Genomic DNA, 25,843 nt, shown 5'->3' on the forward strand with positions numbered 1-25,843 from the left:
ATGAAGGGACTTCGACATGACCAGCCCCACGCACGAGGTCGCCCTCGAATTCCTGGTGTTCGCCCGGCACCGCGACCTGAGCCAGGTCAACGCCCGCCCCGAGGGCAGCCAGCTCGAACGCAGTTCCTACATCCTGCTCAGCCGGGTCGACGCCGAGGGGCCCATGTCCATCGGGCAGTTGAGCGACGCCTTCGCCCTGGACGTCTCCACCCTCAACCGGCAGACCGCGGCCCTGAAGAGCGCGGGACTGCTCGAACGCATCCCGGACCCGGACGGCGGCATCGCCCGCAAGTTCCGCCTCACCGAGGAGGGCCGGAACCGGCTGGAAGCGGAACGCGAGGCCCACGTACGGGCGCTGAACCTCGTGATGACGGACTGGCCGGAGGAGGACATAGCCTCCTTCGCCGGCTTCCTGCGCCGCTTCAACACCGGCATCGAGCGGCTCGACGGGCGGCCCTGGCCCCGGGACTGAGGCATCGGCGTCGACGCGCGGCACGCGCCACGCGGGAACACCCGGCCCGCGCGGCGACTTGCAAGTGGCATGAGAGCCATGGGAATTGAGGAGTTCGGCGCCCCGGACGTCCTGCGCGTACTGGAGCTGCCCGAGCCGCAGGCGGGCCCCGGTGAGGTCCGCATCCGGGTGCACGCGGCCGCCGTGAACCCGACCGACGCGGTACTGCGGCGCGGCGGCCACGCCGCACGGATGCCGGGCAGGCGGCCCCCGTTCGTGCCCGGCATGGACGCGGCCGGGGTGATCGACCAGCTCGGGCCCGGGACGGACGGACGGCTCGCCGTCGGCCAACGGGTGGTCGCCGTCGTGCTGTTCATCAGCGAGCACGGTGGGGCGTACGCCGAACAGGTCGTGGTGCCCGCCGCCTCGGTGGTCCCGGCACCGGAGGGGGTGGACCACCCCGCGGCGTCCACGCTGCTGATGAACGCGATGACCGCACGCCTGGCCCTGGACGCACTGGCCGTGCCACCCGGCGGGACCGTCGCCGTGACCGGAGCGGCCGGGGCCGTCGGCGGGTACGCGGTCGAGCTGGCCAAGGCCGACGGGCTGACCGTCATCGCGGACGCCGCTCCGCAGGACGTCGAGCGGGTACGGGGGTTCGGCGCCGACCACGTGGTGGAACGCGGCCCCGACGTCGCCGACCGCATCCGGGCGCTGGTGCCCGACGGCGTCCCCGGCCTGGTGGACGGTTCCCACCAGACCACCGAGCTCGTACCCGCCGTGGCCGACGGCGGGACCCTGGCCGAGCTGAAGGGCTGGTCCGGCCCCGCCGAACGCGGCGTCCTGGTGCGCCCGGTGATGGTGACGGACGCCATCACGGACACCGCGGGGCTGGACGCCCTGCGCCGCCAGGCCGAGGCGGGCGTCCTGACCCTGCACGTCGCCGACGTGCTGCCCGCCGAGGAAGCGGCCCGGGCCCACCGCCTCCTGGAGGCCGGCGGCCTGCGCGGCCGGCTGGTCCTGGACTTCTCCTGACGCCGCCTGCGCGGGAAGTCGGCCGGGCCGACTTCCCGCGCAGGCGGCGTGGAGCGCCCCGTCAGTGGGCCGGGGTGAGTTCGGCGAGGAGGGCGGGGCCGGTCCAGCCGGGGGCGGTGCCGGGGGCGGCCGACTCGGCCTCGCGGACGAGGGTGATCAGGCGGGCGTTGGCGGGCGCCGTGAGGCCGTGGCGTTCGGCGAGGGCGACGATCTCGCCCTGCAGCGAGTCGATCTCGGTGGGGCGGCCCCGCTGGAGGTCCTCCCACATCGAGGAGCGGGCCGTCGCGTCGATCTGCAGGCTGGCCCCGGCCAGCTCCTGGAACTGCGCGTCCGGCAGTTCGAGCACCTGCGGCATCACCTCCGGCGGCACCGGGCCGAGCTGGGCGGGCGCCATCCCGGCGGCCCGGAACACCACCAGCGCCTCCAGCTGGCAGCGTGCCACGCACTGCCGGTACGCCAGCTGCCCGACCTGCTCGCGCAGCGGAAGCCCGGAGAGCGCGTTGACCGCGTTGTTGAGGTTCATCAGCAGCTTCGCCGCCTGGACGGCCGGCATGTCCGGCCGCAGCTCCAGCAGCAGACCGCCCGCCCGGGCGGCGTCGGCGAGGGCGTCCGCCCCCTCCTCGGCGGCCAGCATCAGCGAGCCGCCGCTGCCCTGGTGGAACGCCGCGGTCCCGGTCCGCACCACGTTGTACGGGACCATCCCGGCCAGCACCCGGTGGGACGGCAGCGCGGCCGCGAGCACGTCCACGTTGCGCAGACCGTTCTGGAAGCTCACCACCACCGTGTTCGGACCGAGGTGCGGGGCGAGTTCCCGGGCGGCGGTCGCGGTGTCGGCGGACTTCACCGTGACCAGCACGTAGTCGGCGCTGGCCGCGGCCTCCGGGTCGGCGGCGGCGGTCAGGTCCCGCACCTCGCGCCGGGCCTCGCCCGGGCCGGTGAGGGTCAGCCCGTCCGCGTCGATCGCCGCCATCGCCGCCGGCCGGCCGATCAGGGTGACGTCGGCGGTCGGGGCGAGCATGCCGCCGAGGTGGCAGCCGATGGAACCGGCGCCGAACACGGCGATCCGGAGCCTGCGCTGGGCGGGGGTGGTGGGCACGGGGCTGCTCCAGGGGGAAGGCGGACGGCGGCGGGGATCGTCAGTCGAAGAGGTCGGGGTCCGAGAGGGTGATCTGGTCCCACAGCGGGCGGGCCTGGAACCAGCCGGCCAGCGAGGTCCCGATCTGGTTCCGGGCGATCAGCGCGGTCTCCCGGTCGATCGGCTTCGGGGTGCCGGCCGCCATCGCCAGCAGCTGCGCCTGGCAGGAGCGCTCCATGGTGATGAACCACCAGACCGCCTCGGCCACCGACTGGCCGACCGTCAGCAGGCCGTGGTTCTGCAGGATCACGGCCTTGTGCCCGCCCAGGGCGGCGGCCACCCGCTTGCCCTCCTCGGTCTCGGTCACGACGCCCCGGTAGTCGCTGTACAGCCCGTGGTCCTCGAAGAAGACGCAGGCGTCCTGGGTGATCGGGTCGAGCGGGATGCCGAGGCTGGAGAAGGCCTTGCCGTAGAGGGAGTGCGAGTGCGCGGCCGCGACCGCGTCCGGGCGGGCGGCGTGCACCTGGGAGTGGATCGCGAAGGCGGCCCGGTTCACCGGCCGCCTGCCGTGCAGCAGGGTGCCCTCGTGGTCGACCAGGATCAGGTCGGAGGCCTTGATCTGGTTGAAGCTCATGCCGAACGGGTTCACCCAGAACCAGCCCGGGTTCTCCGGGTCGCGGACGGTGATGTGCCCTGCGACGCCCTCCGAGAAGCCGAACCGGCCGAACAGGCGGAATCCGGCCGCCAGTTGTTCCTTCCGGTACTGGCGCTCCTCCTCCACCGAGTCGAACACCGGCGGCAGCGGCAGGGTCACCCCCTCCGGGGCCGGTCCCACGACACCGGTCGCCGCGTACGGGTCTTCGGGCTGCTGCGGTGCGGACATGGCGACTCCCGGGGCTGCTGCGGTGGGGCGAGGGGCTGGGGCTGAGGGCCGGCTGGGCGGGGGCAAATCAAAGATGCGTTCGAAAGATACATACCTTTGGTACCGGCCCTGTGGCTATGATCAATCTGATCATCGATCAGGGGGAGGGGCAATGATGCGCAGGGTATCGGCCACCTGGGCAGTTGGAATCGCCGCAGGTGCGGCACTGCTCGTCGGCACCACGGCGACCCTGGCGGCAGCACCCGCGCCCAGCACTGTCGCCAAGCAGCTGAACGAGCCGAACCAGTCGGTCGTCGGGCAGCTCAACGAGCCCAACCAGTCGGTCGTCGGGCAGCTCAACGAGCCCAACCAGTCGGTCGTCGGGCAGCTCAACGAGCCCAACCAGTCGGTCGTCGGGCAGCTCAACGAGCCCAACCAGTCGGTCATCGGGCAGATGAACGAACCCAACCAGTCGGGCCAGTGACCATCCCGCTGTTTCGCGACACCACATCCGCCCTCGCCCCCTTCCGGGACCCGGACAAGACCTTCGGGCAGTTCCTGGAGGAGAGGTGGACAGCCGTCTGCCGGGGCCTGGGGATCAGCGGGTCGGAGACGGCCCGCGTCCTGCAGGACCTGCGGGACGTGCTCAGCCCGTGGGGCGCGCGGCCCATCGGGACCCGGTGCAATCCGCCGTCGTTCGTCTCGACCGACGGCTTCCCCGCCGAGCTTTCCGTCAGCTGGAAGGCGGGGAGGCCGGAGGTGCGCATCCTGTTCGAGTCGCTGAGTTTCGACCGCACTCCGCTCGGATGCCAGGAAGCCGGACGGGAGTTGACGCTTCGGCTAGCCGAACGGCCGGGGGTGAGCATCGAGCGGTACCTCGACGTCGAGGACCTGTTCGTCACGCCCCGTCCCGGTCTCAACCGGCCCACCGTCTGGCACTCCCTGGCCTGGCAGCCCGGCGAGCGGCCGCACTACAAGGTCTACCTCAACCCGCAGGCGCACGGCCCGGACCGCACCCACGAGGTCATGGCCGAGGCCATGCACCGGCTGGGGCTGGCCGAGGCCTGGGAACCGGTGGGACGGCGGTGCGGGGAGCTCGCCCGGCGCGGGCACGAGGTGGAGTTCTTCGCCCTCGACCTGGACGGCGGAAGCGCCTCCCGGGTGAAGGTCTACTTCCGCCACCTCCCGATGCCGATGGACGAGTTGGACACCGTTGCCGCACTGTCGCACCGCCACGATTCGGCCCGGGCGGCCCGAGCCCGTGCCGTGATCTACGGGCGGGACGGCGGCACGGTGGACAACGAGCCGATGACCTGCCTGGCGTTCCGGGAGGGTGCGACGGGACCCGAGGAGGCCAACGTCTACCTGCGGCTTCCCGGTAACACCCGCAGCGACGCCGAGGCCGCCGGGCGGATAGCGGAGCTGATGCGGATCGAGGGCGTCGATCCGCGCCCGCACGCCGAGGTGCTGCGGCAGCTGACGGCCGGACTGCCCGGAGGCGAGAGCGGGGTGCAGGAGCTGTGCAGCTACCGCACCATCACGCCGGGGACTCCGGCGCACATCGGGCTGTACCTGCGCTTCAACACGTACGGGACTGTTCCTACGGCTCCTACGGCCTGAGGTCGCGGTTGCGCCTGAACTCGCGGATGAGCGCGAGGAGGTTGACCAGCGTGCTCGCCGGGACGTTGCCGATGTCGACCAGGCGCCGGCCGTGGAGGTTGATGTCGCCGGGGCCGGCGGAGGGCCAGAGGAGGCCGAACTCTCGGCCTTCCGTTCGGAGTTCGACGATGAGTTGGGCGACCTGGCGCGAGGTGAGGTGCAGCAGCGCCGGGTCGGCCGGGTGGATGGGGTGGTGGGCGCTCACGCGACACCGTCCTGCTGCAGCTCGAACCAGACGGTCTTGCCGAGGTGTTGGGGGTCGACGCCCCAGCGGTGGGTGAGGCCCGCGACCAGTTGGAGGCCCCGGCCGGTCTCGGAAAGGAGGGCGAGGGGGCCCTGTTCCGGGAGGAGGGGGCTGCGGTCGGAGACCGCGACGCGCAGGGTGTCGGCGCGGTGGTGGATCAGGATGACCGGGGAGGTCGTCTCACCGTGGCGCCAGGCGTTGACGATCAGTTCGACCATCGCGAGTTCGGCGTCCGCGATGAGGGAGGGCGGCCAGCCGGCACTGGTCATCCCGTCGCGGAGGGCGTCGCGGGAGAGGGTGAGGGAGGGGGAGTTGAGGTTACGCACAGTTTCTCCCAGGGGGATGGAAGGATGAACCGAGCGAGCTGTCACCGTGAGCCAGTCCGGGCATGGGTGCTCTGCGGTGCGAGGCAGCGTTACTGACGCCCGCATCGGTGGTCGGTGCGTCACCGACTGTAGGGCACGCCTGGCACATGTACCGGCACTTCTACCCAATCCTTCACTCGATCGATGGATTGCTGGACCCCTCGCGGGATTGCGATGGATGCTTGGGGCATGCCACCAGGAATCACCCCTTCTGCCCGGCAGGAACGAGTCGGCATCGAGCTCCGGAAGATGCGCGACTGCGCGGGACGCACAACTGCCCAGGCTGCCGCACTGTTTGGGTTCTCTCGAACGAAGATCACACAGATCGAGAAGGCGCAGTACCCGATCAGCGCCGAGCGCGTGAGGATGCTCGCCTCCGACTTCGAAGAGGGCGATGCCGCCTACGTCGAGGCCCTCGGCTCCATGGCCGAGGAGCGCCACAAAGGCTGGTGGGAGGACTACCGCGGTTCCGTACCGGTCGGCTTCCTGGACATCGCGGAGATGGAGTACTTCGCCAAGGGAATGCGCACGTATCAGGTTTCGCATGTTCCCGGCGTCATGCAGACCGAGGAGTACGGGCGGGCAATCTTCCAGAATGTCCACCCGCCACTCTCACCGCGCCTCCTGGAAGCACGCGTTGAGCACCGAGTTCAGCGCTCGACGTTCTTGATGCGGGACGGAGCTGAGCCATACTCGGCGCTGGTGCACGAGGCCGCCCTGCGCATGCTGTTCGGCGGCCGTGATGCTGCCAGGCGACAGCTTGACAGTCTGCTTGAGTACTCGGAACTTCCTCACGTGACGCTTCGGGTGATCACCTTCGGCACCAACGGGTTCATGGGCGCGGGACAAGGCGTCATCCATGCCAACGGCCCCGTGAAACGACTCGACACTGTCCAGCTCGACGCCGTCGGCGGCCCGGCATTCCTGCACGAGCAGAAGCACTTGGAGAACTACCGCTACATCATCGACAGGATGACCGAGCGGTCTCTCACCGAGAGCCAGTCTCGTGATGCCATCAGGCTCATCAAGAAAGAGATCTAAGCTATGAAAACACTCTCCTGGAAGCGCCCTGAAGCTTGCCCTGATGGTGCAAGCTGCCCCGAGGTAGCCATAGCCCCCGATGCCGTCTACGTCCGCAGCAGCCTCCTGCCCGACGCCATCGCCCAGCTCACCCCCGACGAATGGCGCGACCTCGTCTCCGCCATCCGCGCCGGCGAGTTCGACGCCTGACTCCGCCGGCGCACCGGCCGGGGCCGCGATTCGGCGCACGGGTGTTGAGCTGCTAATATTCCTGACGTCGCGAGGGAGATGATCTCTCGTCAGGCGTCAGCGGTGCTACCAGAGCACGTCCTACTTTCAGTAGGAAGAGTCCGTGCAACCCGGGCCTGGCGCTCCACAGTCGGAAGGGTCCGGCATCCACACGGATGCCGGGCCCTTCCGCGTTGATGCGACCGAACCGATTCAGGCGGCGCGGGAGCCCTGCGCGACAACCAGCCAACACGGCGCCCCCGGGCGTCCGGCAGCACGATTCGGCGCACAGGCGTTGAGCTGCTAATATTTTCGACATCGCGAGGGAGATGATCTCTCGCCAGGCGTCAGCGGTGCTACCAGAGCACGTCCTACTTTCAGTAGGAAGAGTCCGTGCAACCCGGGCCTGGCGCTCCACAGTCGGAAGGGTCCGGCATCCACACGGATGCCGGGCCCTTCCGCGTTTCCCGACCCGGGACAGGAGCAACAGTGCAGATCGCGACCGACGACCTCTCCGGCCCCGAGATCGTCCGCTTCCTCAACGAGCACGTCCAGCAGATGCGGGCCATCTCCCCGCCGGAGAGCACCCACGCCCTCGACCTCGACGCCCTCCGCCGGCCCGGGATCACGTTCTGGTCGGTGCGGGACGACGGCGTCCTGGTCGGCTGCGGCGCTCTCAAGCAACTGGACGCAGACCACGCCGAACTGAAGTCGATGCGCACGGCACCGCTGCGCAAGCGGAGCGGCGTCGCGTCCCTGCTGCTGGAGCACATCATCACCGAGGCCAGGCGCATGGGCTTCACCAAGCTGAGCCTGGAGACCGGCACGCCCGACTTCTTCCTGCCGGCCAGGAAGCTGTACGAGAAGTTCGGGTTCGTCCCCTGCGAGCCGTTCGCGGACTACCGGCCTGACCCGAACAGCGCGTTCATGACGCGAGCCCTCTGACCGACGGCGCCCGTCCGCCCGGCCGCGATTCGTCGCACGGGTGCTGAGCTGCTAATATTTTCGACATCGCGAGGGAGATGATTCCTCGTCAGGCGTCAGCGGTGCTACCAGAGCACGTCCTACTTTCAGTAGGAAGAGTCCGTGCAACCCGGGCCTGGCGCTCCACAGTCGGAAGGGTCCGGCATCCACACGGATGCCGGACCCTTCCGCGTTGCAGCCCCACCTTTCGACTGCGCTGATCCCATGAACGCACAATCAGGCAAAGGCCTGATCTCATCGTCGGCGAACTTCCTGAGCGGAAGCCGGTTTTCCGCCGCCGGGGGCCGGGGTAGGGCGGAGGCGTTCGCACCCTGACCGTTCCGGTGCTCATGAGGGAGCGAATCCGTGACGCTTTCCTTGTCGGAAGGACACCCTCATGCACAGGTCCCTTCGGAACGCCTTCGCGACCGTCCTCGTGACGGGTGCGCTCACCACCGCTGCCGCTCCGGCCGCCGTCGCCGCCGAACAGGCGCCGTCGGCGGCCGGGGTGCGGGCGGAGCTCCGCAACCCGAAGACCGTCAAGGTCGCCGACTACAACCAGGCCCGCGACACCCTGATCAACGCGGGCAGCAGGACGGCCGCCAAGTCCCACCCGGCACACGGCACCAAGGACGTCCCGGTCTCCCACGGCACCAGCCTGCTCGCGGAGGCCCGCGACGAGTTCCGCGCCGCCGACCGGAACCTGCCGGCGGGCCAGAAGAAGTCCGACATGTCGATCCCGCACTACAACGCCGTCCACAGCGCGGCCAGGACCATGGGCATCGACCGCTGGTGACGCCTTCCCGCCGAGGCGGACGGTCGGGCCCTCCTCCGACCCCCGGCGGAGGGCCGGACCGTTTCACTGCTTCGGGGGCAGGGGCTCCTCCCGCGGGGCGCTCGGGCTGCCGTCCGGAAGGACGTCGAAGACGGTGAGCTTCTTGCGCCCGGTGATGGTGATCCGGTCCGTCCCGGACCAGTCGATGCGGACCAAGTCGCCGTACTGGGTGTTCCAGATGCCCATGCTCCAGTGGCGGGCGGACCAACCGGTACCGGACACCAGCTCCACCCGGTAGATCGGATCGATCGAGAAGGCGACATCGGTCATGGTCAGCACCCGGTCCGGGCGGCCCGGGGAGGCCTCCCGGTCGTCCGCCCCGGGAAGCCGGTGGTCGCCAATACCGTGAACACGGTCATCGGCGAGCCGAAGATCAGCGCCACCAGGCCGGCGGCGCAACCGATCTGCGACACCCGGGTACGGAACTCCAGCTCGATGATCAGCGAGGCCACGACCAGCACGACCGCCGCGCCGACCAGCAGCACCGGGTGGTTGAGCCACTGATCGACCACCACCAGCCCGCCCGGTCGGGACGCGTACCAACCCGCCAGGTACGCCGGCAGCGCCGCGAACGCCGCCCCTCTGAGCCTCCACGCGATCTGCTTGCGACGTGCCGCTGACATCCCTCGCTCGCCCCCGGCGGTTCACCGATCTTCGGCACGGACCTTACGACAGCTCTAGCGGGGCCGGGGCATGGCCGAGGGGCCGCCCAGCGTCCCGTCCTCGTCCACGGTGAAGACCTCGATCTCCTCCCGCAAGGTCACCGTGATCCGGCCCGGGGCGGACCATTCGGCCTTGACGAAGCCGTCGCCCTCCTCCCAGGTGCCGAGGCCCCAGTGGCGGGCCGACCAGCCGCTGCCCGTCAGCAGCTCCACCCGGTAGACCGGATCGATCGAGAAGGCGATGTCGGTGACGCGCAGCACGTGGTCGGAGCGGTTCGGGTCGGGCCTGCGGTCGACCAGCCGGCCGTCGCCGCCGAAGATGTACGCCACGGCCCCGACCCCCGCCCCGATGACGAGGAGCGGTGACAGGACGGCCGCGCAGCCGATCTGCGCCCATCTGGTGCGGAACTCGAACTGGGCCACCACCGAGGCGACGGCCAGCGTGATCGCCGTCCCGAGCAGCAGCACCGGGTGGTTCAGCCAGCGCTCGACCTCGACCAGCCCGCCCTGGCGGGAGGAGAAGTAGCCCGGCAGGTAGACGAGGACGGACGCCAGCGCGATGCCCCTGAGCCACCAGACGACCTGCCTGCGGCGCGTCACCGTCATTTGCTCCCCCCGGAGTTGTCCTTTGCCGGGACTTTACTACGGGGATGCCGGACGGCCCGGACGACGGGTACTCCGTCGTCCGGGCCGCCGGGTCTACCGGCCGTACCCCCGTCACCGCCGGTAGAAGACGCTCCGCGACCAGAAGTAGCCGACCAGCGTCAGCACGGTGCACCAGCCCAGGGCACTCCAGGCACTGGTGCCGATCCCGGTCCCCATCAACAGCCCGCGCAGGGTCTCGATCATGGGGGTGAAGGGCTGGTACTCGGCGAACCAGCGCAGTGCCGTCGGCATGGAGTCGGTCGGCACGATGGCGCTGCCGATGAAGGGCAGGAACTGCAGCGGCATCGGCATGTTGCTGGCGCTCTCGACCGTCTTGGCCACCAGGCCGATGCCGGCCGATATCCAGGTCAGGGCGATCGTGAGGAAGAGCAGCAGGCCCATCGCGGCCAGCCACTCCACCGGTCCGGCGTTCGGCCGGAAGCCCATCGCGAGGGCCGTGCCGATCACCAGCACCAGCCCGATCATGGTCTGGACGACACTGCCGACCACGTGCCCCGCCAGGAAGGCGGAGCGCGATATGGCCATCGTGCGGAAGCGGTTGACGATGCCCTCGGTCATGTCGGTGCAGATGCCGATCGCGGTGACCAGCGACCCGGAGGTGGCCGCCATCAGCACGATGCCGGGCGTCACGTAGTCGATGTAGTGTCCGCCGCCTATGCCGGCACCCAGGGTGCTGCCGTAGGCGTAGTTGAAGAGCAGCAGCATCATGACCGGCATCACCACGACCGCGAAGGTCAGGGACGGGTAGCGCAGCGCGTGCTTGAGGTTGCGGCGCAGCATGGTCAGCGAGTCGCTGAGCGCGTGGGCTGCCGTGCCCGTGGCCATGCTCATCGCACGCCCTCCCCGGTCAGTTGAAGGAACGCGTCGTCCAGGTCGGCCGTCTCCACGACCAACGACTCGGCCTGCACGGACGCGTTGTCGAGCACGTCCAGCACGGCCTTCACAGTGAGGACGGAGTTGTCCCCCGGGATCTCCAGCCGCAGCGCCTCGGTGTCGGCCGTGGCGTATTCGAACAGCGTGGCGGCGGTGGCCAGCGAGCCGGCGTCCGCGAACCGGAGCCGGATCCGCCCGCCGGGGGCGAACCGCTTCAGCTCCTCGGCCGTGCCCTCGGCGACGATCCGGCCGCCGTCCAGGACGGCGATCCGGTCGGCGAGCTGGTCGGCCTCCTCCAGGTACTGGGTGGTGAGGAAGACCGTCACCCCGTGGTCGGCGACCAGGCTCCGGATGATCTCCCACATGGTGCGCCGGCTGCGCGGGTCCAGCCCGGTGGTCGGCTCGTCCAGGAAGATCACCTTCGGGTCCCCGACCAGGGTCATCGCGAGGTCGAGCTTGCGCCGCATGCCACCGGAGAAGGTGGTGACGGCCTTGCGCGAGGCCTCGGTGAGATCGAAGCGCCGCAGCAGTTCCTCCGCCCGCCTCCGCCCCTCCCGACGGCGGAGGTGGTTGAGGTCGGCCATCAGCATCAGGTTCTCCTCGGCGGTGAGCAGGTTGTCCACCGCCGAGAACTGGCCCGTCACCCCGATCGCCTTCCGCACCGCGTCGGCCTCGCGTGCCACGTCGCGCCCGACCACCCGGGCCGAGCCGCCGTCCGCGGGGATCAGGGTGGAAAGGATCTGCACGATGGTGGTCTTGCCGGCGCCGTTGGGCCCGAGCAGGGCGAACACGCTGCCCGCCGGGATCTCCAGGTCGACGCCCCTGAGGACCGCCTTGTCCCCGTAGGACTTGGTGAGTCCGGTCGCCGAGATCGCCGGGACCGCGGAGTCGGCCGCCATCAGGCCCTCCGGACGACGACGTTGCCGACCTGGGTGCGGCCGCGGACCTCGACCGTCTCCATCGCGTCGCCCGGGCCCTGGGTGGGGCCGAGGTCGTTGCGGACGCCGCCGACCTTGCTGTGCACGTCGAGCCAGGCCGCGGTGCCCTCCGCGATGCCGACCTCGACGTCCCCCACGCTGGTCTGGAGGGTGACCTTGCCGCGGACCACCCGGCCGACCCGGATGTGGCCGTGCGCCGACTTGGCGTCCACGTTCCCCTCGGCGCAGCCGACGTGGATCCGGCCGTTGGAGGCGTTGGCGTGGAGTTCGCCGTGCACCTCGTCGACCTCGGTGTCGCCGTTGCTGTTCTTCACCGTCAGCCGGCCCCCGACGGATCCGATCTCGATCCGGCCGGCCCCCGTCACCTCGGCGTCCCCGGTCGTCGCGCCGAGCCGGACGTCCCCGAAGCCGCTGTCGAGCCGGGCGCTCTCGGCGCTCTCGACCTGGATCCGGCCGAGCGAGGTCTTCAGCCGGCAGGCACCGAGCGGGCCCTCGGTGACGAACTCGGCCATCGGCGACTCGCTGTGGACCTCGGAGCCGGCCGGCAGCTCGACCAGGACCTCGACCGCGCCCTTCTTGCCGCTGAAGACGCTGCGCTGCTTGGGGGCCTTGATGCCGAGCCGGCCACCGGAGAAGTCGACCTGGGTCTGCTCGGCGGCCTTGACGTCCGCCTCCTTGGCCGGATTGGCGGGCCGGACCTCGACCACCGTGTCGGTGCGCTTGCCCGCCTTGATCCAGACCGAGCCGATGTCGAACTCGAGGATGGCGGAGATCGGTCCGTCGGTCTCGTACGTAGGCATGGCTGTCCCGTCCTTTTGACTCGTGTGGGTGTTCCCGCTGGTCGGAGCGGGGGTGACGTCGAAGGTGCAGAAGGTGGTGCGGGAGGTGGTGCGAGAGGTCGTGCGGATGCTCGGGGTACTGCGGAGGCCTCAGTGGACCCAGCCGGTGAAGCCCTGGCCGCCGACGCTGCGCGCGACCCGGCTGCCCGGATCGGCCACCGGCCGGCGGGTCGGCTCGCCGCCCTCCAGGGCGCCGGCCAGGGCCCGGACCAGCCAGGCGTTGAGCGAGAGGCCGGCCTCGGCGGCGGCCTCCTCCGCCCTGGCCTTGAGGTGGGCGGGCAGGCGGAAGTTGATCCGGGCGGTGCCGGTCTCGTCCGGCTCCGGCGCCGCCGAAGGTGCCACCGGTGGCGCCACCGGTGGCGCGAGTGGCGCCATCGGTGCCGGCCGTGGCGCCGTATCGCCGTGGAAGGCGTCCGAGCCGGGCGGCGCCGTCACCACGAACTCGGGGTCGAGCCCGCGCAGGCGCACGTCCACCGAGCCGGGGGCGAGGTCACGGGTGACTTCGCCCATGGCGGCCGAGAGCGCATTGAGCAGGGTGAGCCGCACGGCCGACTCCAGCGGGAGCGTCAGCCGCTCGGCCAGCGCACGCGCTTCGTCCCCGCCGGTGGCGGCGGCCACCGCGAGCTCGTTCCGGAGGTTTTCCACGTACGGCGTGAGGTCCATGGCCGTAAGCATGGCACGGCCGTGGTGCCATGTCGAGCCATTTGTGGCACCACTTTGGCGCCACGGTCCGAACGGGGATGGCGCCGGTCGGCGCCGGAACGCGGAACCGCCCCGCCGACCGAGGTCGACGGGGCGGTTCACCAGGGGAAACGTGACAGCGGGAAACGCGGCGGCGGGAAATGCGACGGCGGGAAGGTCAGGCCTGCTGCCAGCCCGCCAGGTAGGCGTCGATCTCCCCGGTCAGCCGGGTCTTGCCCGCCCGGTCCAGGAAGGAGGCCTCGACGGCGTTGCGGGCCAGCCCCGCCACCCCGGCCTCGTCCAGGCCCAGCAGTCGCGCCGCCACCGCGTACTCGGTGTTGAGGTCGGTGCCGAACATCGGCGGGTCGTCGCTGTTGACCGTCACCAGCAGCCCGGCGTCGACCATCCGCTTGATCGGGTGGTCCTCGATCCGCTCCACGACCCGGGTGGCGATGTTGGAGGTCGGGCAGACCTCCAGCGGGATGCGGTGCTCGCCCAGGTAGTCGACCAGCGCCGGGTCCTTCACCGCCTGGGTGCCGTGCCCGATGCGCTCGGCGCCGAGCGCCCGGATCGCGTCCCAGACCGTCTCCGGCCCGGTGGCCTCGCCCGCGTGCGGGACGCTGCGCAGGCCGGCCGCCCGGGCCCGGTCGAAGTACGGCTTGAACTGCGGGCGCGGCACGCCGATCTCCGGGCCGCCCAGGCCGAAGCTGACCAGGCCGTCGGGGCCCAGCTCGGTGGCCAGCCGGGCGGTCTCCTCGGCGGACTGCAGCCCGGCCTCGCCCGGGATGTCGAAGCACCAGCGCAGCACCACGCCGAGCTCCTTCTCGGCGCGCAGCCGGGCGTCCTCGATCGCCTCCATGAAGGCGACCTCGGGGATGCCCCGGCGGACCGAGGAGTACGGGGTGATGGTCAGCTCGGCGTACCGGATGTTCTGCCGGGCCATGTCCTCGGCCACCCCGTAGGTGAGCGAGCGGACGTCCTCGGCGTCCCGGACCAGGTCCACCACGCTCAGGTAGACCTCGATGAAGTGCGCGAAGTCGGTGAAGGTGAAGTACTCGGCGAGCGCCGCCGGGTCGGCCGGCACCTTGGAGTTCCCGGCGTGCCGGGCGGCCAGTTCCGCGACGACGCGCGGCGAGGCCGAGCCGACGTGGTGGACGTGCAGTTCCGCCTTGGGCATCCCGGCGATGAACGCCTCGATGCTCCGCTCCACGGGCTCGATCCGACTGACACTGGGGCCGATCCGACTTCCGTCCGGCTGGACCACGGTGGTTCCCTTCTTCCTTCTACGCGCGTACCGAAGACAGTTGCTGGCAAGGATAGGCCGTGCCCGGGGTCACCCTCCGAGCGCCACCGCCAGGGTGTGGATCAGCAGCCCGGCCAGGGCGCCGACCACGGTGCCGTTGATCCGGATGAACTGCAGGTCGCGGCCGACGTTGGCCTCGATCTTGCGGGAGGCGTCGTCGGCGTCCCAGCCCGCCACCGTCTCGGAGATCAGCGAGGTGATCTCGGTGCGGTAGGTGTCGACCAGGTACTGGGCGGCGTCCTGGAGCCAGCCGTCCACCTTGGCCTGGAGCTTGGGGTCGGTGGCCAGGCGCTCGCCGAAGCGGCGCACGCCGTCGCGGATGCGCCGGCGCAGTTCGCTGTCCTCGTCCTCGGCCGCGCCCATCACCAGGGTGCGCACGGCCGCCCAGGTGGAGTTGATCAGGTCCTGCACCTCGGCGCGGGCCAGCAGCTCGCCCTTGGCCCGCTCGACCCGGGCGATGGTCTCCGGGTCGGTCTGCAGCTCGGTCGCGAAGTCGGCGAGGAAGTTGTCGATCGCGCCGCGGGCGGGGTGGTCCGGATCGTCCCGGATGTCGGTGACGAAGCGCAGCAGCTCCTTGTAGACCCGCTCGCCGACCTGGTGGTCGATGAACCGGGGCGTCCAGCCCGGGGTCTTCTGGGTGACCTTCTGGACCACCTCCTCGTGGTTGGTGGTCAGCCAGCCGTGCGCCCGGACGGCGACCAGGTCCACCACCCCGTGGTGCCCGCCGTCCGCGACCACCTTGCCGAGCATCCGGCCCATCGGCTCGGCCACCGAGGTGGCCGCGGCCCGCCTGGTCACCGCCTCGGCGACCACCGCCCGCACGTCGTCGTCGCGGAGCACCGCGAGCAGGCCGCGCAGCGCCGCCGAGGCCTCCTTGGTGACCCGCTCGGCACTGCCCGGCGCGGCCAGCCACTCCCCCAGCCGGCGGCCGATGCCGAGTGCCGCCAGGCGGCCGCGGACCACGTGGCCGGAGAGGAAGTTCTCGCCGACGAAGTCGCCGAGCGAGCGGCCGAAGGCGTCCTTCTTGGTCGGGATGATCGCGGTGTGCGGGATCGGCAGGCCGAACGGCCGGCGGAACAGCGCGGTCACCGCGAACCAGTCGGCCAGCGCGCCGACCATGCCCGCCTCGGCGGCGGCCGCCACGTACCCCGCCCAGGGGCCGGCGCCGGCCGCCTTGGCCCAGGTGGCCAGGGCGAAGACCAGGGTCGCGAAGGCCAGCAGGCCGGTCGCGATGGTCTTCATCCGGCGGACGCCACGTCTCTTCTGCTCGTCGGCCGCGGTGAACCGGACCCCGGGGCCGGTCCCGCTGAAGGCATCGTCACTCACCCCGCCAGTCTGCCCGTTGCCCGGCGCGGACGGGGGCGCGCCTCGCGATCACACGCCCCCGCCAGGCGTGACGCACCGAACAGCCCGGGCCTCACACGCCGAACCGGCCGGGCCTCACGCCCCGCCCAGCACCATCCGCCGCACCTCCGCGCCCGCCCAGCGCTTCGGGTCCGTGCACCGCCGCCCGTCCAGCAGCACCCGCACCCCCGGCAGGTCCGCCGGCGTCAGGTCCCGGTACTCCGGGTGGTCGGCCTGCAGCACCGCCGCCACCACCGGCTCCCCGCCGTACGGCGGCAGCCCGAGCGCCGCCAACTCCTCCGCCTCGTACAGCGGGTCGCTGACGTACGGCCGCGCACCCGCCGACCGCACCGCCTCGACCAGCGGGAACACCCCGGAGTACGCCGTCTCCTTGACCCCGCCCCGGTACGACGCGCCGAGCACCAGCACGCCCTGCCCGGCGATCCCGCCCGGCACCGCCCCCGCCAGCACGCCCACCGCGTACCCCGGAACCGCCAGGTTGGCCTCGCGCGCCGCCCGGACCACCGTCGCGCCCGGGTCGTTCCACAGGTAGAGCCGCGGGTACACCGGGATGCAGTGCCCGCCGACCGCGATGCCCGGCCGGTGCAGGTGGCTGTACGGCTGCGAGTTGCAGGCGTCGGCGATCTCCGCGAAGTCCACCCCGACCTCGTCCGCGTACCGGGCGAACTGGTTGGCCAGCGCGATGTTGACGTCCCGGTACGTGGTCTCGGCGAGCTTGCTGAACTCGGCCGCCTCCGCCGAGGCCAGTTCCCAGACGCCGTTGGGCCGGGGCAGGTCCGGGCGCGGGTCGAAGTCCAGCACCGCCCGGTAGAACTCGGCGCCGCGCCGGGTGGAGGACGCGTCCAGGCCGCCGACCAGCTTCGGGTAGCGCCGCAGGTCGGCGAAGACCCGTCCGGTGCGCACCCGCTCCGGGCTGAACACCAGCGCGAAGTCCCTCCCGGCAGCGAGCCCCGACCGGGACGTCAGCCGGGGCGCCCAGCGCTCCCGGGTGGTGCCGACCGGCAGGGTGGTCTCGTAGCTGACCAGGGTGCCCCGGCGCAGCCCGGCCGCGACGGCGTCGGTGGCCGCGTCGAGCAGGGCGAAGTCCGGGCTGCCGTCGGCGGCGGTGACCAGCGGGACGACCAGTACGACGGCCTCGGCCCGGGCCACCGCGGCCGTGGTGTCGGCGGTGGCCCGCAGCAGGCCCTCGGCGACGACCCGCTTGAGCGCCTGGTCCAGGCCCGCCTCCCGGGGGAACGGCGGCACGCCCCGGTTGACGCTCTCCACCACGCCGGGGGCGGTGTCCGCACCGGTCACCCGGTGGCCCTTCAGCGCGAACTGCACCGCCAGCGGCAGGCCCAGCTTGCCCAGGCCGACCACGCAGACGTCCAGGCTCATCCCCGTCCTCCGTTCACCGAGTCGGCCAGCCGGCGCCACGCCGGGTGGCGCCGCAGCCGGCGCCGCAGCTGTTCCGGGACGAGCCCGCGCCACAGCTGCCGGGCGAGGTCGAGCCGCGGGGCGGCCTTCCCTACCGCCTCCGAGGCCGCTTCCGGGGCCGCCTTCCCGGCGGCCGCCCCGGTCGCCTCCTCCGGCAGCAGGAACAGCTCGTCCGGCAGGCCGAGCCGGGCGTCCCGGAACGCCGGGAAGCCCGCGTACCGCCGCCCGCCGTCCACCACCGCGGGTGGATCGCCGTGCGCCGCCTCGTAGCGGATGTGGTCGCGCAGCGCCTCCGGCCGTACCGCGCAGGCGAGTTCGAGCCGCACCCGCTCGGCGGGCGGCAGCCGGTGGTACACCTCGCGGGCGCCGAACCGCTCGACCAGCCGCGCGGCCTCGACGCACACCCGCTCCTGAACGTCCTCGGCCAGCAGCAGGAAGCCCTCCTGCAGCAGGCGCGGCACGTCCCAGCCGAAGCTGCGGGCCCGGATGGCGTCCAACTCCTCTCCGGGCTCGGCCAGTTCCGCCGCCACCTGCTGCAGCGCGGCGATCCCGCGCAGCCGGTCCAGCGCCCCGGCCCGCTCGGTGACGTTGCCCCGGTCCTCGCGCAGCACCAGGAAGTAGCAGTCGTAGGAGGCGAGGACGGACACCCGGGCCGCCCGCAGGCAGGCCTCCAGGGTGAACGGCTGGTCCGAGAAGACCTTCAACCGCTCGTCGCGGCGCAGCCCGTGGCGCCGGAGGAGGTCGAGCCGGAACAGCTTGGTGTCGGCCAGCGCCCAGGCCAGCGCGGAGTCGGTGAAGTCCACGGACTCGGCGTCGGCGTGGAAGATCCCCTGCGGGACCAGCCGCCCGTTCACCCCGATCTGCTTGGGCACCACCACGTCCGAGCCCCAGGCGTCGGCGGCCGTGACCAGCCGCTCCAGCGCCTCCTCGCCGAGCCGGTCGTCCGCGCCGAGGAACAGCACGTAGCGGCCGCGGGCCAGCTCCAGGGCGCGGTTGGTCGGTCCCGCCGGGCCGCCCGAGTTGGGCTGGTGCAGCACCGTGAACAGCCCTGGGTGGCGGGCGGCGTACTCGTCCAGCAGCTCCCCGCCGCCGTCCGTGGAGCCGTCGTCCACGGCCACCACCTCCAGCCGCCCCGGCGCCAGGGACTGCCCGACCAGCGAGTCCAGGCAGGCGGTGAGGTACGGCATGGTGTTGTAGACCGCGACCACCACGGTCACGTCGGGTACGGCCATCGGGGAGCGGGCCTCCGGTTCCGGCATCGGCGAGTGATGCCGGGTCAACTCACGGTGGAGGCCAGGGGTCACGATGATCACCCGCACCGGCGACGGGGAACCGAACGCGCTCCCGGTCGTGGCACTGGCGTGCGACGGCCGGGCGGCGGCCTGAGAGCCCCCGGCCGCCGCGCGTCCGTCCCGTCAGCCGATCGCGACCTCCGCGTACATCCGGGCGATCACGTCCTCGATGGCCGGTTCGCGCACCGACAGGTCCACCAGGGGGTAGCGCGCGGCGACCGCCGCCACGATCGGCGCGGCGCTCTCCTGGGCCGGGAAGGCCAGCCACTGGCGCGGCCCCTCGACCCTGGTGACCCGGGCCCCGGGCACCTCGACCGGGTGCGCGAGTTCCTGCGCGAGGTCCACCACCAGCGTCCGCTCGCTGCGGCCGGTGGCGTGCAGGCCCTCCAGTCCGCCGTCGTAGACCACCCGGCCGTGGTCGATCACCATCACCCGGCCGCAGAGCTGCTCGATGTCGGTCAGGTCGTGGGTGGTGAGCAGCACGGTGGTGCCCCGGTCCCGGTTGACCTCGCGCAGGAACTCCCGCACCCGGCCCTTGCTGACCACGTCCAGGCCGATGGTCGGCTCGTCCAGGTAGAGCACCTGGGGGTCGTGCAGCAGCGCCGCGGCGAGGTCGCCGCGCATCCGCTGGCCGAGCGAGAGCTGGCGCACCGGGGTGTCCAGCAGTCCGCCGAGGTCGAGCAGTTCGACGCAGCGGCCGAGGTTCTCGCGGTACCGGGCGTCGGGGATGCGGTAGATCCGGCGGGCGAGTTCGAAGGAGTCGCGCAGGGGCAGGTCCCACCAGAGGGTGGTGCGCTGGCCGAAGACGACACCGATCCGGCGGGCCAGTGCGACGCGTTCGCGCGCCGGGTCGACGCCGGCCACCCGCAGCCGTCCGGAGCTGGGGACGAGGATGCCGGTGAGCATCTTGATGGTGGTGGACTTGCCGGCCCCGTTGGGCCCGATGTAGCCGACGCACTCGCCGGCCTCGACGGTGAAGCCGAGCCCGTCCACCGCCCGGACCTCGCGTTTGGCCCGGCTGAACCGGCCCGTGCGGGTGCGTACGGTGAAGGTGCGGTGGACGTCGTGGAGTTCGATCAGTGCCATGGGAGCTCCTTCGGAATGGGAAGGGTTCGGCGGGAGGGTTCGTGGGAGGGGTTCAGCTGCCGGTGCCGCGGTAGGCGCGCAGCCCGGCCCGCCAGGCGAGCCCGGCGGCGAGGACGCAGAGCGCGGCGACGACCGGCGAGGCGAACTGGAAGGCGGTGGGCAGGCCGAGCGGGTCGGGCCGGTCGAGGATGCGCAGCGCGGGAAGCCAGTTGACGAAGGCCAGCGGAACGCCGAAGACCGCCCCGGCGACCAGCTCCTTGGCGAAGATCGTCGGCGGGTAGTGCAGCAGCGTCGCGCCGCCGTAGGTGAAGGAGTTCTGGATCTCCTTGGACTCGCCCCACCAGAACTGGACGGTGGCGCCGCCGATGTAGATCGCGCCGAAGATGACGGTGCCGCAGAGCAGCAGGGCGGGCACCAGCAGCACCCGGTCCCAGGTCCAGTGGACGTCCAGGGCGGCCAGCGACCAGACCAGCACCGCGACGGCCTGGAGCGGGCGGCCGAGCCGGCGCAGCGTGAAGCGTTCGGCGCACAGCTGGGAGAGCGCGGGCGCGGGCCGGATCAGCATGGTGTCCAGCGAGCCGCTGCGGATCCGCGCGCCGAGCCCGTCGGCCGAGCCGACCAGCAGGTTGGCGACGCCGAGCGAGAAGGTGGCGGTGGCGTACAGGAAGGCGATCTCCGGCAGGCTCCAGCCGCCGAGCCGGTCGGTGTGCAGGAACATGATCACCAGCACCGCGAAGTCGAGGGAGTGGGTGACCAGGCTCGCCGCCAGGTTGAGCGCGAAGGAGGCCCGGTAGGCCATCATCGAGCGCATCCACATCCGGGCGCAGAGCCACCAGGAGCGCAGCGCCCAGGCGGTGCGGGCGGCGAGGGGCTCCCGGCGGAGCCCGACGAGCTGCTCAGCCACCCTGCACCACCACCTTGCGGGTGGCCAGCCACTGGGCGCCCCGCCCGGCGGCGAGCAGCACCACCGCCCAGCCGAGCTGGAAGCCGAGCGCCCCGAACAGGGCGGTGCCGCCGGTCCGTTCCAGGAAGACGTCGGTGGGGACGTTCACCAGCGCCGACCAGGGCAGCGCCCGGCCGAGGTCGCCGAGCAGGCCGGGGAACAGCGCGACCGGCAGCAGCATCCCGGAGAAGAACATCGAGACCACCAGCATCACCGAGCGCACGCCCTCCGAGTCGTGCAGCCAGAAGCCGGTGATCGAGACCAGGAAGCGCAGCCCGAAGCTGACCACGACCGCCAGCAGTACCGAGAGCAGGAAGAACGCCCAGGTCTGTGGGTGTTCGGGCAGTCGGATGCGGAACACCAGCGCGCCGATCAGTATCGGCACGGTGCCGCGCACCAGCGCCTGGAAGCCGGCCCGGCCGAGGTCGGAGGCCAGCCACCAGGCCTGGAAGTCGACCGGGCGGTAGAGGTCGACGGCGATGTCGCCGCTGCGGAAGCGGTCCTGGAGATCGTCCTGGAAGCCGCCGCCCCAGACCGCGACGGTGACCAGCAGGCTCTGGCTGACCCAGATGTAGGTGACGGCCTGGCTCTGGTCGTAGCCTCCGAGGCCGGGGCGGGCCTGCCAGAGGGCGAGGAAGGTGGAGGCCAGGATGATGCCGAAGACGGTGTTGGTGAAGGTGCCGGCCACGGTGGCGGCCCGGTAGGTGGAGTAGCGGCGGAAGGCGCCGCGGGCAACGGCGGCGTAGAGCATATTGTCTCCTTGTCGACAAATATGGGCAGAGGGAGATTGCCCTCGACATCCGCGCACGCCCCAGCGGCTCCGACCGGCCGTACCCGGGGGTGCCGGGCCTGGCGGGCGGAGCTGCGGAAGTGGGTGCGCTATGTGGTTTGCACCTTTCACCGTACCTCCGGCCCGCACCACCCGCACCCGGTTTTCCCCGCCTGATCCGACGTCAAATAGCAGATAATCTCGGCATGACCTTGAGCACCCGCCGCCAGGCCAAACGGGCCGCCCGCCGCGAGGCCCGCCGCGCCCTCCCGCTCTGGCGCCGGCTCCTGCCCACCTGGCGGGTCACCCTCGGCACCCTCACCCTGCTGTTCCTGCTCGCCGCCGGCGGCTTCGCCGTGCTCTACGTCATCGTCCCGGTGCCCGACCCCAACGCCCACGCCGTCGCCCAGAACAACATCTACCTCTACGCCGACGGCACCACCGAGATCGCCCGCACCGGCGCCGTCAACCGCACCGACGTCACCATCGACCAGATCCCGCTCCCGACCCAGCAGGCCGTCGTCTCCGCCGAGGACCGCACCTTCTACCAGAACCGCGGGATCGACCTGAAGGGCATGCTCCGGGCCGGCTGGAACACCCTGCTCGGCAAGGGCATGCAGGGCGGCTCCACCATCACCCAGCAGTACGTCAAGAACTACTACCTCACCCAGGACCGCACCATCGAGCGCAAGGGCCGCGAACTGCTCATCGCCCTCAAGGTCGACCAGCAGCGCGACAAGCGCGAGATCCTCGCCGGCTACCTCAACAGCAGCTACTTCGGCCGCGGCGCCTACGGCATCCAGAGCGCCGCCCACGCCTACTACGGCGTCGACGTCTCCGCGCTCACCCCCGCCCAGGGCGCCTACCTCGCCTCCCTGCTCCAGGCCCCCAGCCTCTACGACGTCAAGACCGCCACCCCCGCCAACCGCGAGAAGGCCGTCGCCCGCTGGAACTACACCCTCGACGGCATGGTCCAGCTCGGCTTCCTCACCCCCGCCGACCGCGCCGCCACCACCTTCCCCGACCCGATCGACCCCCAGCCCGCCACCGGCCTCGCCGGCCAGGCCGGCTACCTGGTCGGCGTCGCCGACGACTACCTCGTCTCCTCCGGCACCCTCGACGCCGCCACCCTCAAGGCCGGCGGCTGGCGCATCACCACCACCTTCGACAAGCCCCGGCAGGACGCCTTCGTCAAGGCCGTCCAGGACCGGCTCACCGGCGAACTCGACCCCCGGGCCCGCCCCGCCACCGACACCGACGTCCGGGTCGCCGGCGCCTCCGTCGAACCCGCCACCGGCCGGGTCGTCGCCGTCTACGGCGGCCCCGACTACGCCAAGCAGCCCTACAACGACGCGCTGCGCCAGGACAACCAGATCGGCTCCACCTTCAAACCGATCGACCTCGCCGCCGGCCTGCTCGCCCAGCACACCCTCGACGGCGTCCCGATCACCACCGAATCCCGCTACGACGGCAGCAGCGAACGCCCCGTCACCGGCGGCCCCACCCCCTACGCGCCGCCCAACGAGGACGACGTCGACTACGGCAGCATCACCCTGCGCTACGCCATGGTGAAGTCCGTCAACTCCGTGTACGCGCAGGAGGGCGTCGACGCCGGACTCGCCCGCGTCCGGGAGACCGCCGTCAAACTCGGCATCCCCGACAGCGTCCGCGGCATGGACCCGGCCAACACCTCGATGACGCTCGGCACCGCCACCCCCAGCGCCCTCGACCTGGCCGGCGTCTACGCCACCCTCGCCGACCACGGCCGGGCCCGCACCCCCTGGTCCGTCGTCAAACTCGAACGCGTCAACCCCGGCGGCGCCGTCGACGTCCCCAAGATGCCCGAACACGACCCCACCGACGCCCTCGACCGGGAGACCGCCGACTCCGTCACCGACGTGCTGCGCGACGTCGTCAGCCCGCGCGGCACCGGCGCCGCCGCCCTCGACCTGAACCGCCCCGCCGCCGGCAAGACCGGCACCACCGACTCCAACCTCTCCGCCTGGTTCGCCGGCTACACCCCCGAACTCGCCACCACCGTCGGCCTGTTCCGGGAGAACCCGAAGACCCACGCCAAGGAGCCGCTGGCCGGCACCGCCGGACTCACCCGGATCAACGGCGGCACCTTCCCCACCCGGATCTGGACCGCCTACATGGCCGCCGCCCTCGACGGCACCCCCACCCAGGACTTCGACCTCAGGACCGGACACGGCACCCCCGCCGCCACCCCCTGGCCCACCGCCCCCGCCGGCACCACCCCCAGCGCCACCACCCCGACCACCGCCCCCGCCGCCGGCGGCGAACCCGCCAACACCGGCCCGGCCCCCGGCACACCGCCCGGCCACGAGCCCAGCACCCCCGCCGCCACCGGCCGACCCGCTCCCGGCCCGATCACCCCCAGCCCGCAGGCACCCAAGCCCACGACGGAACCGGAACAGCCCAGCCCCACCCCCAGGCCCAGCCAGGTCCAGCCGACCCGCCCCACCGCCCCGCCCAGCGCCACCGGCGGCCCCGCCAGCCGCCCGGCGGCCCCGCCCACGCCCTGAAGCCTTGTCCCCGGACTTCCGGAACAGGCTTCAGGACGCGCCCCGGGCCACCAGTTCGCGCTCCAGCGGGGTGCGGAACCGCGGCGTCACCCGCACCTCCCCCAGCCAGCCCGCCAGCCGCTCGGCCTGTGCCGCGACGGCCCGCTCCGCCGCCGCCCCGACGTCCCGGAACAGCCGCCACACCACCTCGCCGTCCGGGCGCTGCGCCCAGCCGCCCACCACCTCGCCGCACCACCACACCGTCGGCCCGGCGTTGCCCGCCCGGTCGAACAGCGCCGGCACGTCCTCCGGCCGCAGGTACCAGTCCCGCCCGCGCCAGCCCATCACCGCCGGGTCCAGCGCGGGCAGCAGCGCCGCCCACGGCTCCGGCTCCGCCACCGGCGCCTCGTCCCCCGGCAGCGCCAGCGCCGGCGCCCCGCCGGCCAACGCCACGTCCAGCGCCCCGAGATCGGCCAGCGCCCGGCGGACGTCCCCCAGCGTCCAGCCCGTCCACCACTTCACGTCCTCGACCGTCGCCGGTCCGTACGCCGCCAGCCAGCGCCGCACCACCTCGGCCTTCGCCTCCCGCACCGGCACCTCCGGCCACTGCGGCACCGGCGCCCACGGGTAGCTGCTGCTCAGCCACGAACCGCGCGGGCGTGAGCGGCGCACGTGCCCGTCGGAGGCCAGCAGCCGCAGCAGGCGGCTGCCCACGCTCTGCTTCGCCTCGTACGCCTTGCCCGCCGACATCAGCATCGTCTCGCGCAACTGCGGTACGTCCTCGGAGAGTTCCCTGGTCGTCGCCTCGCCGCGGACGGCCAGCGCGGCCAGCACCTCGCGCTCCGTCTCCGCCAGCCGGGCCTCGTCCCAGCCCTCGGCGAAGTCCCGCAGGTGCTTCAGCAGCGTCGCCCGCTCCTTCGCCGCGATCGCCCGCGCCGCCGCCGAACTCACGTACGGGGCGAGGCCCTCCGTCACCGCGAAGATCGTCCGCCGCATCGACAGCAGCTTCACCAGCGAGACGTCCTCGTACAGCGCCCGGTCCACCTCCGCCGCCGAGGGCTCCGCCAGTCGCGCGCAGGCCGACAGGTACACCGTGGCCGCGTCCGTCGCGTGCAGCCCGACCACCGCGTCGGCCACGTCCTCCACCCGCGCCGCCCGCAGCGACGGCACCAGCAACTGCCGCCGCCCCAGCCTGGCCCGACGCTCCGCATCCCCGATCACCGGCACACCCATGCCGGGACCCTAGCGCGTGTCCGCCGCGCGGCCCCGACGACGCCCGGGCGGCCCGGGCGGCCCGGCCCGCCGCCCGTGCCGGAAGCGCGGTGCCCCGACCCGTGTCGGGGCACCGCGGGGCACCGGACGGATCAGGCCGTCACAGGTACAGCCCGGTCGAGCCCTCCGTGTCGCCGAAACGGGTCGCGGCGACGGCGTGCAGGTCGCGCTCGCGCAGCAGCACGTAGGTGGCGCCGCGGACCTCCACCTCCAGCTTGTCCTCCGGGTCGTACAGCACCCGGTCCCCCGGTTCCACCGAGCGCACGCTCTGGCCCACCGCGACGGCCTCCGCCCAGGTACAGCGCTTGGACAGCTCCGCCGTGGCCGGGATCAGGATGCCGCCGGTCGAGCGGCGCTCGCCCTCGCCGCCCTCGATGCGCACCAGCACGCGGTCGTGCAGCATCCGGATCGGCAGCTTCTCGCCGAGCCGGTCGTGGCGGGCGGGCTCCTGCGCGTACTCGGAGCGGGTCGCTTCG

At 72.2% G+C, this 25,843-nt stretch carries 29 protein-coding genes; 9 read left to right on the forward strand and 20 right to left on the reverse strand.

The genetic code is table 11. The annotated features are described in order from the left end of the window. Positions 1 to 16: 16 nt before the first annotated feature. Both ACGFSC_RS29400 and ACGFSC_RS29405 read left to right on the forward strand, forming a co-directional pair. Entirely contained in the window at positions 17 to 472 is a 456-nt protein-coding gene (locus tag ACGFSC_RS29400; protein WP_359901949.1) for a MarR family transcriptional regulator, read from the forward strand. Positions 473 to 541: 69 nt separating this feature from the next. Next, positions 542 to 1,486 carry an NADP-dependent oxidoreductase gene (locus ACGFSC_RS29405; RefSeq protein ID WP_359901952.1) on the forward strand — a complete coding sequence of 315 codons (945 nt, stop codon included), beginning with the start codon at positions 542 to 544 and terminating at the stop codon, positions 1,484 to 1,486. Between the two features lie 61 nt (positions 1,487 to 1,547). Here the strand turns inward: ACGFSC_RS29405 and ACGFSC_RS29410 are convergent, their stop codons facing one another. Next, positions 1,548 to 2,582 carry a 2-dehydropantoate 2-reductase gene (locus ACGFSC_RS29410; RefSeq protein ID WP_359915425.1) on the reverse strand — a complete coding sequence of 345 codons (1,035 nt, stop codon included), beginning with the start codon at positions 2,580 to 2,582 and terminating at the stop codon, positions 1,548 to 1,550. Positions 2,583 to 2,622: 40 nt separating this feature from the next. Continuing rightward, entirely contained in the window at positions 2,623 to 3,444 is an 822-nt protein-coding gene (locus ACGFSC_RS29415; RefSeq protein WP_359915423.1) for a class II aldolase/adducin family protein, read from the reverse strand. Between the two features lie 151 nt (positions 3,445 to 3,595). Here ACGFSC_RS29415 and ACGFSC_RS29420 point away from each other — a divergent pair, with 151 nt between their 5' ends. Together ACGFSC_RS29420 and ACGFSC_RS29425 are read left to right on the forward strand one after the other, a co-directional pair. Continuing rightward, entirely contained in the window at positions 3,596 to 3,907 is a 312-nt protein-coding gene (locus tag ACGFSC_RS29420) for a hypothetical protein (protein WP_359915421.1), read from the forward strand. Further along, entirely contained in the window at positions 3,904 to 5,043 is a 1,140-nt protein-coding gene (locus tag ACGFSC_RS29425) for a tryptophan dimethylallyltransferase family protein (protein WP_359915419.1), read from the forward strand. The genes ACGFSC_RS29420 and ACGFSC_RS29425 overlap by 4 nt, the downstream gene beginning before the upstream one ends. On the opposite strand, the gene ACGFSC_RS29430 is transcribed toward ACGFSC_RS29425, so the two are convergent. Further along, a complete protein-coding gene (locus ACGFSC_RS29430; RefSeq protein WP_359915417.1) occupies positions 5,033 to 5,287 on the reverse strand; it encodes a hypothetical protein in 255 nt (84 codons plus the stop codon). The genes ACGFSC_RS29425 and ACGFSC_RS29430 overlap by 11 nt on opposite strands. After that, a complete protein-coding gene (locus ACGFSC_RS29435; protein WP_359915415.1) occupies positions 5,284 to 5,652 on the reverse strand; it encodes an ATP-binding protein in 369 nt (122 codons plus the stop codon). The genes ACGFSC_RS29430 and ACGFSC_RS29435 overlap by 4 nt, the downstream gene beginning before the upstream one ends. 228 nt (positions 5,653 to 5,880) lie before the next feature. Between ACGFSC_RS29435 and ACGFSC_RS29440 the strand changes: the two genes are divergently transcribed. From ACGFSC_RS29440 to ACGFSC_RS29455, 4 genes are all read left to right on the forward strand, one after another. Beyond that, positions 5,881 to 6,732 carry a helix-turn-helix transcriptional regulator gene (locus ACGFSC_RS29440; RefSeq protein ID WP_359915413.1) on the forward strand — a complete coding sequence of 284 codons (852 nt, stop codon included), beginning with the start codon at positions 5,881 to 5,883 and terminating at the stop codon, positions 6,730 to 6,732. A gap of 3 nt (positions 6,733 to 6,735) precedes the next feature. Then, on the forward strand, positions 6,736 to 6,921 hold the full coding sequence (locus tag ACGFSC_RS29445) for a DUF397 domain-containing protein (protein WP_359915411.1): 186 nt from the start codon (positions 6,736 to 6,738) through the stop codon (positions 6,919 to 6,921). 507 nt (positions 6,922 to 7,428) lie between these two features. Continuing rightward, on the forward strand, positions 7,429 to 7,884 hold the full coding sequence (locus ACGFSC_RS29450; protein ID WP_359915409.1) for a GNAT family N-acetyltransferase: 456 nt from the start codon (positions 7,429 to 7,431) through the stop codon (positions 7,882 to 7,884). Between the two features lie 415 nt (positions 7,885 to 8,299). After that, positions 8,300 to 8,698 carry a hypothetical protein gene (locus ACGFSC_RS29455; RefSeq protein ID WP_359914318.1) on the forward strand — a complete coding sequence of 133 codons (399 nt, stop codon included), beginning with the start codon at positions 8,300 to 8,302 and terminating at the stop codon, positions 8,696 to 8,698. 63 nt (positions 8,699 to 8,761) lie between these two features. On the opposite strand, the gene ACGFSC_RS29460 is transcribed toward ACGFSC_RS29455, so the two are convergent. The 14 genes from ACGFSC_RS29460 to ACGFSC_RS29525 all read right to left on the reverse strand — a co-directional run bounded on the left by ACGFSC_RS29460 (position 8,762) and on the right by ACGFSC_RS29525 (position 21,552). After that, a complete protein-coding gene (locus ACGFSC_RS29460) occupies positions 8,762 to 9,007 on the reverse strand; it encodes a hypothetical protein (protein ID WP_359914315.1) in 246 nt (81 codons plus the stop codon). Positions 9,008 to 9,009: 2 nt separating this feature from the next. Then, a complete protein-coding gene (locus ACGFSC_RS29465; RefSeq protein WP_359914313.1) occupies positions 9,010 to 9,360 on the reverse strand; it encodes a hypothetical protein in 351 nt (116 codons plus the stop codon). A 54-nt stretch (positions 9,361 to 9,414) separates the two neighbouring features. Further along, the gene (locus tag ACGFSC_RS29470; protein ID WP_380356822.1) at positions 9,415 to 10,005 is read right to left on the reverse strand and encodes a hypothetical protein; all 591 of its coding nucleotides are present in this window, start codon (positions 10,003 to 10,005) and stop codon (positions 9,415 to 9,417) included. A 111-nt stretch (positions 10,006 to 10,116) separates the two neighbouring features. Continuing rightward, the gene (locus ACGFSC_RS29475) at positions 10,117 to 10,896 is read right to left on the reverse strand and encodes an ABC transporter permease (protein ID WP_359914307.1); all 780 of its coding nucleotides are present in this window, start codon (positions 10,894 to 10,896) and stop codon (positions 10,117 to 10,119) included. After that, complete coding sequence (locus ACGFSC_RS29480; protein WP_359914304.1) at positions 10,893 to 11,837, reverse strand: ATP-binding cassette domain-containing protein; 945 nt, start codon at positions 11,835 to 11,837, stop codon at positions 10,893 to 10,895. Before ACGFSC_RS29480 ends, ACGFSC_RS29475 begins: the two co-directional genes overlap by 4 nt. After that, positions 11,837 to 12,676 carry a DUF4097 family beta strand repeat-containing protein gene (locus ACGFSC_RS29485; RefSeq protein WP_359914301.1) on the reverse strand — a complete coding sequence of 280 codons (840 nt, stop codon included), beginning with the start codon at positions 12,674 to 12,676 and terminating at the stop codon, positions 11,837 to 11,839. The genes ACGFSC_RS29480 and ACGFSC_RS29485 overlap by 1 nt, the downstream gene beginning before the upstream one ends. A 129-nt stretch (positions 12,677 to 12,805) precedes the next feature. Beyond that, complete coding sequence (locus ACGFSC_RS29490; protein ID WP_359914298.1) at positions 12,806 to 13,378, reverse strand: toxin-antitoxin system HicB family antitoxin; 573 nt, start codon at positions 13,376 to 13,378, stop codon at positions 12,806 to 12,808. A 196-nt stretch (positions 13,379 to 13,574) separates the two neighbouring features. Then, positions 13,575 to 14,606, reverse strand: a complete 1,032-nt coding sequence (locus ACGFSC_RS29495; RefSeq protein ID WP_359914296.1) for an adenosine deaminase — start codon at positions 14,604 to 14,606, stop codon at positions 13,575 to 13,577. Between the two features lie 123 nt (positions 14,607 to 14,729). After that, the gene (locus ACGFSC_RS29500; protein ID WP_359914293.1) at positions 14,730 to 16,025 is read right to left on the reverse strand and encodes a DUF445 family protein; all 1,296 of its coding nucleotides are present in this window, start codon (positions 16,023 to 16,025) and stop codon (positions 14,730 to 14,732) included. Positions 16,026 to 16,139: 114 nt separating this feature from the next. Then, a complete protein-coding gene (locus ACGFSC_RS29505; protein WP_359914321.1) occupies positions 16,140 to 17,435 on the reverse strand; it encodes a nucleotide sugar dehydrogenase in 1,296 nt (431 codons plus the stop codon). 2 nt (positions 17,436 to 17,437) lie between these two features. After that, a complete protein-coding gene (locus ACGFSC_RS29510; protein ID WP_359914290.1) occupies positions 17,438 to 18,739 on the reverse strand; it encodes a glycosyltransferase family 2 protein in 1,302 nt (433 codons plus the stop codon). Between the two features lie 156 nt (positions 18,740 to 18,895). After that, positions 18,896 to 19,858 carry an ATP-binding cassette domain-containing protein gene (locus ACGFSC_RS29515; protein ID WP_359914287.1) on the reverse strand — a complete coding sequence of 321 codons (963 nt, stop codon included), beginning with the start codon at positions 19,856 to 19,858 and terminating at the stop codon, positions 18,896 to 18,898. Between the two features lie 52 nt (positions 19,859 to 19,910). Further along, the gene (locus ACGFSC_RS29520) at positions 19,911 to 20,762 is read right to left on the reverse strand and encodes an ABC-2 family transporter protein (protein WP_359914284.1); all 852 of its coding nucleotides are present in this window, start codon (positions 20,760 to 20,762) and stop codon (positions 19,911 to 19,913) included. Beyond that, positions 20,755 to 21,552: an ABC-2 family transporter protein gene (locus tag ACGFSC_RS29525; RefSeq protein WP_359914282.1), complete on the reverse strand. Its 798-nt coding sequence runs from the start codon at positions 21,550 to 21,552 to the stop codon at positions 20,755 to 20,757. Before ACGFSC_RS29525 ends, ACGFSC_RS29520 begins: the two co-directional genes overlap by 8 nt. Positions 21,553 to 21,776: 224 nt before the next feature. Between ACGFSC_RS29525 and ACGFSC_RS29530 the strand changes: the two genes are divergently transcribed. Next, on the forward strand, positions 21,777 to 24,116 hold the full coding sequence (locus ACGFSC_RS29530; protein ID WP_359914279.1) for a transglycosylase domain-containing protein: 2,340 nt from the start codon (positions 21,777 to 21,779) through the stop codon (positions 24,114 to 24,116). A 30-nt stretch (positions 24,117 to 24,146) separates the two neighbouring features. On the opposite strand, the gene ACGFSC_RS29535 is transcribed toward ACGFSC_RS29530, so the two are convergent. Further along, the gene (locus tag ACGFSC_RS29535; RefSeq protein ID WP_359914276.1) at positions 24,147 to 25,328 is read right to left on the reverse strand and encodes a winged helix DNA-binding domain-containing protein; all 1,182 of its coding nucleotides are present in this window, start codon (positions 25,326 to 25,328) and stop codon (positions 24,147 to 24,149) included. A 139-nt stretch (positions 25,329 to 25,467) separates the two neighbouring features. Further along, entirely contained in the window at positions 25,468 to 25,770 is a 303-nt protein-coding gene (locus ACGFSC_RS29540) for a co-chaperone GroES (RefSeq protein ID WP_049655715.1), read from the reverse strand. Positions 25,771 to 25,843 lie beyond the last annotated feature (73 nt).

This window comes from Kitasatospora sp. NPDC048715, assembly GCF_043198905.1.
Lineage (GTDB): Bacteria > Actinomycetota > Actinomycetes > Streptomycetales > Streptomycetaceae > Kitasatospora > Kitasatospora lactacystinica.